This is a genomic window from Mesorhizobium sp. YL-MeA3-2017 (genome assembly GCF_030814575.1).
Classification (GTDB): Bacteria; Pseudomonadota; Alphaproteobacteria; order Rhizobiales; family Rhizobiaceae; genus Mesorhizobium; species Mesorhizobium terrae.
In genome coordinates, this window is sequence record NZ_JAUSVH010000001.1 from 4820820 (window position 1) to 4832812 (window position 11993).

Annotated in this window: 9 protein-coding genes; 4 read left to right on the forward strand and 5 right to left on the reverse strand. The window is 64.8% G+C overall.

The annotated features are described in order from the left end of the window. Positions 1 to 98: 98 nt before the first annotated feature. Positions 99 to 2741 carry an aminopeptidase N gene (pepN, locus tag QFZ88_RS22645; RefSeq protein WP_024925478.1) on the reverse strand — a complete coding sequence of 881 codons (2643 nt, stop codon included), beginning with the start codon at positions 2739 to 2741 and terminating at the stop codon, positions 99 to 101. Between the two features lie 152 nt (positions 2742 to 2893). Between pepN and QFZ88_RS22650 the strand changes: the two genes are divergently transcribed. Further along, positions 2894 to 5200, forward strand: a complete 2307-nt coding sequence (locus tag QFZ88_RS22650; RefSeq protein WP_024925477.1) for a xanthine dehydrogenase family protein molybdopterin-binding subunit — start codon at positions 2894 to 2896, stop codon at positions 5198 to 5200. Continuing rightward, on the forward strand, positions 5197 to 6147 hold the full coding sequence (locus QFZ88_RS22655) for a DMT family transporter (protein ID WP_036254885.1): 951 nt from the start codon (positions 5197 to 5199) through the stop codon (positions 6145 to 6147). Before QFZ88_RS22650 ends, QFZ88_RS22655 begins: the two co-directional genes overlap by 4 nt. Here QFZ88_RS22655 and QFZ88_RS22660 read toward each other — a convergent pair whose 3' ends face one another. Beyond that, entirely contained in the window at positions 6148 to 6966 is an 819-nt protein-coding gene (locus QFZ88_RS22660) for a helix-turn-helix domain-containing protein (protein ID WP_024925475.1), read from the reverse strand. It lies immediately after the preceding gene. A gap of 203 nt (positions 6967 to 7169) precedes the next feature. On the opposite strand from QFZ88_RS22660, the gene QFZ88_RS22665 reads away from it, so the two are divergent. Next, a complete protein-coding gene (locus QFZ88_RS22665; protein ID WP_024925474.1) occupies positions 7170 to 7559 on the forward strand; it encodes a hypothetical protein in 390 nt (129 codons plus the stop codon). A 75-nt stretch (positions 7560 to 7634) separates the two neighbouring features. On the opposite strand, the gene QFZ88_RS22670 is transcribed toward QFZ88_RS22665, so the two are convergent. The 3 genes from QFZ88_RS22670 to QFZ88_RS22680 all read right to left on the reverse strand — a co-directional run bounded on the left by QFZ88_RS22670 (position 7635) and on the right by QFZ88_RS22680 (position 9984). Next, complete coding sequence (locus QFZ88_RS22670) at positions 7635 to 8498, reverse strand: uracil-DNA glycosylase (RefSeq protein ID WP_024925473.1); 864 nt, start codon at positions 8496 to 8498, stop codon at positions 7635 to 7637. A gap of 64 nt (positions 8499 to 8562) precedes the next feature. Beyond that, the gene (locus tag QFZ88_RS22675; RefSeq protein ID WP_024925472.1) at positions 8563 to 9207 is read right to left on the reverse strand and encodes an MATH domain-containing protein; all 645 of its coding nucleotides are present in this window, start codon (positions 9205 to 9207) and stop codon (positions 8563 to 8565) included. A gap of 132 nt (positions 9208 to 9339) precedes the next feature. Continuing rightward, on the reverse strand, positions 9340 to 9984 hold the full coding sequence (locus QFZ88_RS22680) for a hypothetical protein (RefSeq protein WP_024925471.1): 645 nt from the start codon (positions 9982 to 9984) through the stop codon (positions 9340 to 9342). A gap of 227 nt (positions 9985 to 10211) precedes the next feature. On the opposite strand from QFZ88_RS22680, the gene QFZ88_RS22685 reads away from it, so the two are divergent. After that, positions 10212 to 11891: an electron transfer flavoprotein-ubiquinone oxidoreductase gene (locus tag QFZ88_RS22685; RefSeq protein WP_024925470.1), complete on the forward strand. Its 1680-nt coding sequence runs from the start codon at positions 10212 to 10214 to the stop codon at positions 11889 to 11891. The last annotated feature ends 102 nt before the right edge of the window (positions 11892 to 11993 follow it).

Genomic DNA, 11993 nt, shown 5'->3' on the forward strand with positions numbered 1-11993 from the left:
ATTCGCCTTGTCCAGTGGGCGGGGAGAAAATATTAAAGATTTAATAAATTTGACCGGCGTTTTCTGTATCGCCGGCCAAAGCTTCCACTTGGGCCGGTTCAGGCCAGCGTGCGCTCGATGATGTCCTTCAGATCGGCCGAGAGCTTTTCCACCTTGAGGATCGACACCAGCGCCTCGCGCGCCTTGCCCTGGCGCACCGGTTCCAGCGACCGCCAGGAGCGCATCGCGGTGGCGAGCCGCGCCGCGACCTGTGGATTGCGCTTCTCCACCTCCAGCACCGTCTCGGCAAAGAAGCGGTAACCCTCGCCGTCGGCGCGGTGGAAGCCGGTCTGGTTGGCGCCGGCGAAGGTGCCGATGAGCGAACGGACGCGGTTCGGGTTGCCGATCGAGAAGGCGGGATGCGCGGTCAGCCCACGCACGGTGTCCAACGCGGCGGGTCCCGGCGCGCTGGCCTGGATCAGGAACCATTTGTCCATCACCAGCGCGTCGCTGGAATATTCGTTTTCGAACCGCGCCAGTGCATCCACGGCCTGCGGCGTGCCGGCATGGCGATGCGCCAGCGCGGTCAGGCCGGCGGCGCGATCGGTCATGTTGGTGGCGCTGGCGAAGTGCAGGGCGGCGAATTCGGCGCCGCCTGGCAGCAGCGCCAGATAGTCGAGCAGCACGTTGCGCAGGGCGCGCCGTCCGGCGCCGTCGGCGTCGGGCCGGAACGGACCATCGCTGTTCAATTCAGCGTAGAGCTGCCTGAAACCCTCTTCATTGACCGTCGCGATCGACCGGGCCAGCGCTTCCCGTGCGGCGAAGATCGCGTCCGGGTCGATGCCCTTGCCGATCTCGCGGGCGATGTCGGCTTCGGCGGGAAGCGTCAGCGCCAGGGCGCGGAAGGCCGGCTCCAGCGACGCATTTGCGGCGATGCGGCCGGCAAGCTCGCCGAGCGAGGCGGCGAACTCCGGCTGCCTGTTGCCGAGCATGCGGCGGAAGCCGGCAATCAGCGCGTCGGTGAGCAGCGTGTTGAAGGCCTGCCAGCGCGAGAAGGCGTCGCCGTCATTGCCGGCGAGGAAGATCCGGTCCTCGGGCTTCTGCTCCAGCGACAGCGTGATCGGCGCGGAAAAGCCTCGGTTCAGCGACAGCACCGGCCGTTCGCTGAGGCCTTTGAAAACCACTGTCTGCCGGCGCTTGTGCAGGTGAAGGACGCCGTCTTCCACCGTGGCGCCGCTCACCTCGCCAAAAGCGAGGTCTTCACCATCGGGGCCAACAAGCCCGAAGGCCAGCGGAATGTGCATCAGCCGCTTGCGGCTCTCCGACGGCGTCGGCGGCGACGACTGTTCGATCTCCAGCGTGAACTCGTGGGTGCTTGCGTTGTAGGCAGAACTCACCGTCACATGCGGCGTGCCGGCCTGGTGATACCAGAGCGCGAATTGCGACAGGTCCTGGCCGGAAACGTCCTCGAACACTTTCAGGAAGTCGTCGATGGTGGCGGCGTCGCCGTCATGGCGCTCGAAATAGAGGTCCATGCCGGCGCGGAACATCTCGGCGCCCAGGATGGTGCGGATCATGCGCACCACTTCCGAGCCCTTCTCGTAGACGGTCGCCGTGTAGAAGTTGTTGATCTCGCGGTAGCGGCGCGGCCTCACCGGATGCGCCAGCGGCCCCTGATCCTCCGGGAACTGGTGCGCGCGCAGCGTGCGCACTTCGGCGATACGCTTGACCGGGCGCGAACGCTGGTCGGCCGAGAATTCATGGTCGCGATAAACGGTCAGCCCTTCCTTCAGGCAGAGCTGGAACCAGTCGCGGCAAGTGATTCTGTTGCCTGTCCAATTGTGGAAATATTCATGCGCGATGATCGCCTCGATATTGGCGAAATCGGCGTCGGTCGCGGTCTGTTGGTCGGCCAGAACATATTTGTCGTTGAAGATGTTGAGGCCCTTGTTCTCCATCGCGCCCATGTTGAAGTCGGAGACGGCGACGATGTTGAAGACGTCGAGGTCGTATTCGCGGCCGAACTTTTCCTCGTCCCATGTCATCGAGCGCTTGAGGGCGTCCATCGCATAGCTGGCCAGCGCTTCCTTGCCGTGCTCGACATAGATGCCGAGTTCGACCTTGCGGCCGGACATGGTGGTGAATTCGTCTGCCAGCCTGCCGAGATCGCCAGCCACCAGCGCGAACAGGTAGGAGGGCTTGGGGAAGGGGTCGTGCCATTCGGCGAAGTGGCGGCCGCCGGCAAGTTCGCCATGGCGGACCGGGTTGCCGTTGGACAACAGCAGCGGTGCCTCGGCCTTGGGCGCCTCGATGCGCACCGTGTAGACCGACAGGATGTCGGGCCGATCGAGGAAATAGGTGATGCGCCGGAAACCCTCGGCCTCGCATTGCGTGCAATAGACGCCGTTCGAACGGTAGAGCCCCATCAGGGCGCTATTGGCCGACGGGTTCACCTCGGTCTCGATGGTCAGGCTGAAGCGTGCGGCTGGCGGAGCAAGGATCGTCAGCTGGTCGGGCGTTACCGCATAGGCGGCCTCTTTCAGCGGCTTGCCATCGATCTCGACGCGGACCAGCTTCAGCTCGTCGCCGTCGAGCAGCAGCGGCGTGCCCGCGGCCACGCCTTGCCGGCGTTCCACCGTCAATGTCGCCACAACCCTGGTTGCGTCCGGTGCAAGTGCGAAAGCCATGTCGATGGCGGGGATGAGATAGTCGCTTGGACGGTAGTCTTCGAGCTTGAAGACCTGGCCGGTGTCTGTGCGCATCCGTGGCTTTCCTGAAAGGCTGGCGAGACCAGCAGACGCTGGTTCAAGATTATTGAGGTTGCGGCTCTTTACACGAAACCACCCCTCGACAAAACTGGCGGTAGGTCTATCTCAACCTGATCCATCCTTTCGCCATCCGCTGCGAGGTTCCCATGACGGCCGTCACTCCGAAATTCGGGATGGGCGCCGCGGTCCGCCGCGTCGAAGACGTCAGCTTCATCACGGGCCGCGGTCGCTATACCGACGATATTCGCCCAGACGGTGTCCTGCACGGCTACGTGTTGCGCTCGCCGGCGGCCAAGGCGCGCTTTTCCATCGGCTCGACCGAGGCCGCTAAGGCTGCGCCCGGCGTGCATCTGGTGCTGACCGGCGCCGATCTCGGTCATCTGCGGGCTTTGCGTTCCACGGTGATGCAGCCGCAGCCGGACGGCACGCGCGCGCCGACGCGCGACATCCCGATCCTGTGCCATGATCAGGTCAACTATGTCGGCGATGCCGTGGCTTTCGTCGTCGCCGATAGCCGGGCGCTGGCGCAGGACGCTGCCGAACTGATCGAGGTCGATTACGACAGCCTGGACGCCGCCGGCGCCACCGCGACGGCGCTCGATGCCGGAACACCGCTGGTTTGGCCCGAACTCGGCTCGAACCGCGCCTACGCCTATCATATCGGTGACAAGGCCAAGACCGACGCCGCTTTCGCCCGCGCCAAGCGGGTCACCCGCATCGACTTCGTCAACAACCGGCTGATCTGCAACTATATGGAGGCGCGGGCCGCCATCGGCGAATGGAATGCCGATGAGGATCGCTTCGTTCTGACCACCGGCTCGCAGGGCGTGCATTCGATGCAATATGTGGTGGCCGGCGTCTTCGGCATCGGTCGCGACAAGCTGCGCGTCATCACCCCCGATGTCGGCGGCGGCTTCGGTCCGAAGGCTTTCGCGTACCGCGAACACGTGCTTGTGCTGGAGGCGGCCAAGCGGCTTGGCACGCCGGTCAAATGGACAGGCGACCGCACCGAACATTTCCTGACCGACGCGCATGGCCGCGATAACCTCGCCACCGCGGAAATGGCGATGGACGGCGAGGGGCGTTTCCTCGGCTTGCGCATCGGCCTCACCGCCAATCTCGGCGCCTATGTTTCGCAATACGGTCCCTACATTCCCGTCGTCGGCGTTTCGATGTCGACCGGCGTCTATGACATCCAGGCGCTCGATGTTTCGGTGACCGCCGTCTACACCAACACCACGCCCGTCGACGCCTATCGCGGCGCCGGCCGGCCCGAGGCGGCATTGCTGATCGAGAAGCTGGTCGACGCCTGCGCGCACGACCTCGGCCTGCCGGTCGAGGAGATCCGCCGCCGCAACTTCATCCGCCCACAGCAGATGCCCTATCGCACCCAGACAGGCAGGCTCTACGACACTGGTGAATTCGAGGGCCACATGAGCCAGGCCATGCAACGGGCTGCGTGGACTCAATTTTCAGAACGGCTGGAGGACGCAAAACGGCGCGGCAGGATACGCGGCATCGGCATGGCCACCTATGTCGAGGCCTGCGCCTTCCCCGGTTCCGAGCCGGCCCATGTCGAGCTGAATGGCGACGGCACGGTGACGTTGAAGATCGGCACGCAGTCCAACGGCCAGGGCCACGCCACGGCCTATGCGCAGTTCCTGGCCGACAAGCTCAACCTGCCGATCGACAGGATCCACGTTCGACAGGGCGACACCGACGAATTGAAGGCCGGCGGCGGCACCGGCGGTTCGCGCTCGATCCCGCTCGGCGGTGTTTCCACCGCGCGTGCCGGCGAAGACCTCGCCGAGAAGATCAGGCGCATTGCCGCCGACGAGATGGAGGCGGCCGCCGCCGACATCGAGCTCGAGGGCGGCATGGCTCGCATCGTCGGCACCGACCGGTCGATGGATTTCGCGGCGATTGCCAAGGCGGCCAAGCGACCGGACGATCTGCGCGGCTTCGGCGAATTCCTGCAGGACGAATGCACCTATCCCAACGGCACGCATATCTGCGAGGTCGAGATCGATCCCGACACCGGCGCCACCGCGATTACGCGTTACACCATCGTCGACGATTTCGGCGTAACGGTGAACCCGCTGCTTCTGGCCGGGCAGGTGCATGGCGGCGTCGTGCAGGGCATCGGCCAGGCGCTCACCGAAGACACGGTCTACAGCGAGGACGGGCAATTGCTGACCGCCAGTTTCATGGATTACGCCATGCCGCGCGCCGACACCGTGCCGTCCTTCCATTTCGAGACCCGCAACGTGCCGTCGACCACCAATGCGCTCGGCATCAAGGGGGCAGGCGAGGCCGGCACCATCGGCGCTACGCCGGCGACGCTCAATGCCGTCACCGACGCGCTCTACCGCGCCTACGGCATCAGGCACATCGACATGCCGGCAACTCCGTCGCGCATCTGGGGAGCGATCCAGGACGCTGGCATGCAGTGACATCGGACGCATCGTCCGGCCAGCAGCGCACGCTGGTCGGCATCACATTCAAAATCTGTTCAGTCGCCGTCTTCGTAGCGATGTCGTCGCTGATCAAGGCCGCCGGTGAACTGCCGGCCGGCCAGATCGTCTTCTTCCGCTCCTTCTTCGCTATTTTTCCGATCCTGATCTTCCTCGGTTTCCGGCACGAGCTGCGCACCGCCTTCTCCACGAAACGGCCGCTCAACCACATCGCGCGCGGCGTGGTCGGCGTCAGCGCCATGGGTTTCGGCTTCTTCGCGCTGACCCGGCTGCCACTGCCCGAGGCGATCACGCTGAACTATGCCCAGCCGCTGCTGGTCGTGGTGTTCAGCGCGATCTTCCTTGGCGAAACCATCCGCATCTACCGCTGGGGCGCGGTGGCGGTCGGGCTGGTTGGCGTGCTCATCATCTCCTGGCCGACCCTGACGCTGCTGCGCTCGGGCGCCGCACTTGGCGACCAGGAAGTCCTCGGCGTCATCGCCGCCTTCATCGCCGCCGCGATTTCGGCGGTCGCCATGCTTCTGGTACGCAGCCTCGTTCACAGCGAGCGCACCGCCACCATCGTCCTGTGGTTTTCGCTGACCGCCAGCGTGGTAGCATTGCTGACGGTGCCGTTCGGCTGGCAGGCGCTAGCCACCCGTCAAGTGTTGCTGCTCATCCTTGCCGGCTTCTGCGGCGGGCTCGGGCAGATATTGATGACCTCGGCCTATCGCCACGCCGAGGCGTCGGTGGTGGCGCCGTTCGAATACACGTCCATGCTCTTGTCGATCGTCGTCGGCTATTTCGCGTTCGGCGACGTGCCCACCCTGCACATGCTGGTGGGCGGCGCCATCGTGGTCGCCGCTGGCCTGTTCATCATCCTGCGTGAGCGGCAGCTCGGCCTCGAACGCGCCGCCTCGCGCAAGGCGTCGCAACCGCCCGGCTGATCAGGCCTTGCCGACTGCCTTTGTGCGTTCGAGCGCAAGGCAGGCCAGCGCGTGGCGCGTCTCTTCGTCGGCCGGGAAAAAGGTCTCGATGGCGAGTTCCGACAGCGTCACGTCGAGCGGTGTGCCGAACACCGTGGTGGTGCTGATGAAGGACAGCACGGTGCCGTCCAGCTTCAGCCGCAGCGGGTGCACGAAGGCGTTGGCCTCCGGTTTCGGTGCCCGCGTGGCGGACAGGACGGGATAGGAGCGCAGCTCCTCCTCTAGTTTCTCCAAAACAGGGTCGGCCGAAGCCGCAACCTGCTGCTTCAGCCGTTCAAGCAGATGCGCGCGCCATTCCGCGAGGTTGACGATGTTGGGCGCGACGCCCTTGGGGTGCAGGCTGAGCCGCAACACGTTCACCGGCGCCTCGAGCAGGGCAGGATCGGTGACGCCGGCAAGCAGCGGCGCCAGTGCCGCGTTCGCGGAAATCAGGTTCCAGTGGCGGTCGACTGCGAGCGCCGGGAACGGTTCATGCCCCTTCAGCACCAGCTTCACCGCGTCCATGGCCGGTGCCAGGTCGGGATCGGAAAGCTTGCGCTCCGAGAAGGACGGAGCGAACCCGGCAGCCAACAGGATCTGGTTGCGCTGTCTGAGCGGCACCGCCAGCTGCTCGCTCAGCCGCAGCACCATGTCGCGAGAGGGCATGGCGCGGCCGCTTTCTACGAAGGAGAGGTGCCGCTGCGAGATTTCCGCCTCCATGGCGAGGTCGAGCTGGCTCATGCGGCGGCGGGTGCGCCATTCGCGGATCAGGCTGCCGGCTGAGGTTTCGGGCGTGGTCATCGTGGTCTTTTCTTTCTTGTCGCGCGGACGGCGGGCAATGCAGGCCAGCAGCGCGTTGAAGCTCCTCGGATGGCTGCAAATCTATGATCGGAAGAAAGTTATTTCCATTACCTGGCGCGTAATCGCCAGGCATGAACGGCCTTGGCATTGTCCGGTCATCAGATGCCGGAACGGTCCGCCGCATCACCAACAGGAGAAAGCCAATGCCGATCACTGTCACCCCGTTCCTCCGCAACGTGCTGCTGCTTGATGCCGTCGCCACGGGCGCCACTGCCGTCCTGGCGCTTGCCGGCGCGTCGTTGCTCGGCCCGCTGCTCGGCATTCCTTCCGGCCTGCTGTTTTGGGCGGGCGTTGCCCTGGTGCCTTTCGTGGCGATGGTCTTCGCCGTGTCGCGCCGTCAGACGGTGTCGCGGGCCATGCTGGTCGAGATCATCGCCATCAACGTGCTCTGGGTCGTCGCCAGCTTCGGCTTGCTCGTCTCGGGCGCCATCTCGCCGAACCTGCTCGGCATCGCCTTCGTCAGCGCCCAGGCCGTGGCGGTCGCGCTGTTCGCCGAGCTGCAATATGTCGGGCTGCGCCGTCAGCCTGCCTGAGAATGAACTGGCCAAAGTGCCGAACAAATCATGCGCCGAGAACCGGATACGGGTCGCGGCGCTTGGTTTTTGTCGTCAGGCGAGGGAGCGCAGCTTGATCTTGGCTTCGACGAAATCGCGCCAGGCCAGGCGCTTGTGGGCGGGCGTGCGCAGCAGATAGGCCGGGTGCAGCGTCGGCATCGCGGGAATGGCGGTGCCGCTGGCCGTCATATGGACGCGCCAGTTGCCGCGCAGCCTCAGAATCCCCTCGGTGGTGTTGAGCAGGGTTTTCGCCGAAGGCCCGCCCAGATTGATCAGCACCTTCGGATTGACCAGCTCGATCTGGCGCTCGATGAACGGACGGCAGATTTCGGTCTCGTGCGGCGTCGGCGTGCGGTTGCCCGGCGGACGCCAAGGGATGACATTGGCGATATAGGCCGAGCTGCGGTCGAGGCCGATGGCCTTCAGCATGCGGTCGAGCAGCTGGCCGGAACGGCCGACGAAGGGCAGGCCTTCCAAATCCTCGTCGCGGCCAGGCGCTTCGCCCACCAGCATCAGCGCCGCATTGGGGTTCCCATCGGCGAAGACCAGGTTCTTGGCGGTGAATTTAAGGTTGCAGCCGTCGAAGCCGGCCATGGCCTGTCGCAGTTCGTCCAGCGTCGAGGCCTGGGCAGCAAGCTGGCGCGCCAGGGCCGCCTGCGCCTCATCCGGCACGCTCGCTGAGGGTTGCGCCGGCATGGGCGGGGGCGCCGACCGTGCGGCTGGCGCCGGGGCCGCGCGCGTCGGAGCCGTCGCTTCACTGGCTTGCGCCGCTGCAATCGGCGCAGCGTTGACGGCCTGCCGCGCTTCGGCGAAGCGGTCGATCGGCTCGTCGCTCAGCGCTTCATCCACGCCGGCTTCGGCATAGAAGGCGAGCAGCCCGTAAAGGTCCGCGCCATGGTCGAGATTGGGGGCAGTCATGCCGGCACCATCTGCCGGCCGGCCGCGATTTGCAAGAGCGGAGCCCGCGCGAAGAGGCCGCTGTTCACATCACCGGCACGCGCGGTTCCTGCAGGATGTAGATCGCCAGGCGTGGCGTGTAGTCGGTCACCAGATATTCGAATTCCGCGACATGCTTGGGGTCGACCTGGCCCTTCTTGAACAGAAGCCGGTCATAGGGGCGCAGCTCCCGGTGGTATTGGGCATAAGTGCTGGAGTGGATGTTGTCGGGGGTCACGTTGCGCTGGTCGAAGGAAAGACCGTCGGTGTCGTCGCTCGGCTGGCCGAGAACCGACTGCAGTTCGAATTCGAACTCCACCCACGGTTCGCCGCTGTTGTTGAGCGCGTTGATGCGCAGATAGAGCTGCCCCGAGGCATAGTCGCCGGAAGGATCGAAGGGCACGATCGGGCGGGTGGTGCGGATGGTCAGCGTCACGGGCTCGGGCGAATCCAGCTCCTCGTCGATCACGATGGGATCGGTGCGCGTGCCCTTGCCGGAAGCGCCCGAGATGCGGAAACCGCCGAGTTCGTCCGAGACGGCGTAGGGGCCGCACGGCCACGCCTTGTGTTCGCCGGCATGGCTGTGAGGTGCTGATACTGCAAGGAAACCGGGAAGGATCGCCAGGCTCGCAAGGCGCCGGGCGGTGGGAAGGCACCAAGCTGGAAACCACCTCTGGCCGGTGCTGCGCATGACGCAAGTATGACTGATTGCGGGCTTTTCGGAAAGCGGCGCGCCGCGTCGGCCTCGCACTATGCTGACAAGGCCCTGCGGCCACCCTTCGGGCCGGCCGCCGCCAGGGTCTCGCAGGGTGGAAACAATCGTTCAGGTCGAGGGAATGCGCGGGTCCTGCACGATGTAGAAGGCCCAGCGCGGCGTATAATCGGTGATCAGGAATTCGAACTCGCCGGACTTTTTCGGGTCGATCTTGCCCTGCGAGAACAGCAGGCGGTCATAGGGCTCCAGCAGCCGCTCGAATTTGGCGAAGTTGGACGACGAGACATGCTCCGGCTCGGGGTCGCGCTGGTCGAAGGAGAGGCCATCGCTGAATGTGCTCGGCTCGCCCAGTATCTTCTGCAGCTCGAACTGGAATTCCTGCCAGGGATGGCCGCTGTTGTTCATCGTGACGACACGCATGTAGAGGATGCCGCTGACATAGTCTCCGGACGGATCGAACGGGATGACCGGGCGGATCGCCCTGATGGTCAGGGTAATCGGCGTCGCCGACCTCAGCTCTTCCTGGATGACGATCGGGTCCTGCCGCGTGCCCTTGCCGGAAACGCCGGTGATGCGGAAACCGCCCAGCTCGTCGGAGAAGGAATAGGGGCCGCTGTCCCAGACCTTTTGCTTGTCCTGCGCCGCGCCAGTCGAGATCGTCAGGAGAAAACCGAGGATGGCCGCCGGCCATAGTCGGCCTGGGGCAGGGGATAGGCGCGATAATGTTAAGCCGGCTGGCCCACGACTGCGCATGAACAGGACTATGACCGATATCCGGTTCCGCGAAAAGCTCCCGTTTTCAAGGGTTGCGCTCTATTTGACGTTTACGTGAACGTCAAATATTCTGCGCCAACGTGAAGCTTTGCCGGCCGGCGGAACGGTGCTGTCGTTGCGAGCCGGTTTCGCGTCGCGGAATGATGCGCTATGGAGCGCATGAGCCAGCAAGATGCCGGAACGGCAAGCCAGTGCGGAGGGACCTGATGAGCGAGATCGAACGGGAGAGCATGGAATTCGACGTGGTGATCGTCGGCGCGGGGCCGGCGGGGCTCGCCGCGGCGATCCGGCTCAAGCAGGTCAACCCCGATCTTTCCGTTGTCGTCCTGGAAAAGGGCGGCGAGGCCGGCGCCCACATCTTGTCCGGTGCCGTCGTCGACCCGATCGGCATCGACCGCCTTCTGCCCGGCTGGCGCGAGGAGAGCGACCACCCTTTCAAGACCGAGGTGACGGCTGATCATTTCCTGGTTCTGGGACCGGCCGGTTCCTTCCGCCTGCCGAACATCCTGATGCCGCCGCTGATGAACAATCACGGCAACTACATCGTCTCCCTCGGCAACGTCTGCCGCTGGCTGTCCGGCAAGGCCGAGGCGCTCGGCGTCGAAATCTATCCGGGCTTCGCCGCCGCCGGGCTGCTCTATAACGAAGAGGGCGCGGTCACCGGCGTCTACACCGGCGACATGGGCGTCGAGAAAGACGGTTCGCATGGCCCGAACTTCGCGCCCGGCATGGCGCTGATGGGCAAATATGTGCTGATCGGCGAAGGCGCGCGCGGCTCGCTCGCCAAGCAGCTCATCGCCAAATACAACCTCGCCGAAGGCCGCGAGCCCGCCAAGTTCGGCATCGGCCTGAAGGAACTCTGGCAGGTCAAGCCGGAGAACCACAAGCTCGGCCTCGTCCAGCATTCCTTCGGCTGGCCGCTCGACATGAAGACCGGCGGCGGCTCCTTCCTCTATCACCTGGAAGACAATCAGGTTGCGGTCGGCTTCGTCGTGCACCTGAACTACAAGAACCCTTATCTGTCGCCGTTCGAGGAATTCCAGCGTTTCAAGACGCATCCGGCGATCGCGCCGACCTTCGCCGGAGCCAAGCGCATCGGCTATGGCGCGCGCGCCATCACCGAGGGCGGCTGGCAGTCGGTGCCGAAGATGTCCTTCCCCGGCGGCGTGCTGATGGGCTGCGCGGCCGGCCTCGTCAACGTGCCGCGCATCAAGGGTTCTCACAACGCCGTCCTGTCCGGCATGCTGGCGGCCGAGCACGTCGCGGAAGCCATCGCCACCGGCAGGGCCAATGACGAACTGGCCTCTTATGAAGAAGCCTGGCGCGGCACCGACATCGGCAAGGACTTGAAGAAGGTTCGCAACGTCAAGCCGTTGTGGTCGCGTTTCGGCACCATCGTCGGCGTTGGCCTCGGTGGCCTCGACATGTGGCTGAACACGCTGTTCGGCGTCTCGCCCTTCGGCACGCTGAAGCACGGCAAGACCGACGCCGCCGCGCTCGAGCCGGCATCGAAGCACCAGAAGATCGTCTATCCGAAACCGGACGGCGTGCTGACCTTCGACCGACTGTCGTCTGTCTTCCTGTCGGGCACCAACCATGAGGAGGACCAGCCGGTCCATCTCCAGGTCAAGAACCCGGCCTTGCAGGTGAGTTCGGAGCACGACGTCTTCGGCGGACCGTCGACGCGTTATTGTCCGGCGGGCGTCTATGAATGGGTCGACGCGGAAGGCAATGCCGCCGCTGATCCGACGGCCAAGGATGTGCGCTTCGTCATCAACGCCCAGAACTGCGTGCACTGCAAGACGTGCGACATCAAGGACCCGAACCAGAACATCAACTGGGTGCCGCCGCAGGGTGGCGAGGGGCCGGTCTATCAGAACATGTAGTTGGGGACTAAGGCGCTATGGGGCACCTTAGCGCCTTAATTCGACCGCAGAGACGTAGCAAGGCTCGATCAAGCTTCCGTGAAAAAGACGACCATTGAAGGT

Coding starts and splice junctions, on each gene's coding strand:
- QFZ88_RS22680 (WP_024925471.1), bottom strand. CDS start 9,984: ATGCGCAGTCGTGGGCCAGCCGGCTTAACATTATCGCGCCTATCCCCT.
- QFZ88_RS22660 (WP_024925475.1), bottom strand. CDS start 6,966: ATGACCACGCCCGAAACCTCAGCCGGCAGCCTGATCCGCGAATGGCGC.
- QFZ88_RS22675 (WP_024925472.1), bottom strand. CDS start 9,207: ATGCGCAGCACCGGCCAGAGGTGGTTTCCAGCTTGGTGCCTTCCCACC.
- QFZ88_RS22650 (WP_024925477.1), top strand. CDS start 2,894: ATGACGGCCGTCACTCCGAAATTCGGGATGGGCGCCGCGGTCCGCCGC.
- pepN (WP_024925478.1), bottom strand. CDS start 2,741: ATGCGCACAGACACCGGCCAGGTCTTCAAGCTCGAAGACTACCGTCCA.
- QFZ88_RS22665 (WP_024925474.1), top strand. CDS start 7,170: ATGCCGATCACTGTCACCCCGTTCCTCCGCAACGTGCTGCTGCTTGAT.
- QFZ88_RS22685 (WP_024925470.1), top strand. CDS start 10,212: ATGAGCGAGATCGAACGGGAGAGCATGGAATTCGACGTGGTGATCGTC.
- QFZ88_RS22670 (WP_024925473.1), bottom strand. CDS start 8,498: ATGACTGCCCCCAATCTCGACCATGGCGCGGACCTTTACGGGCTGCTC.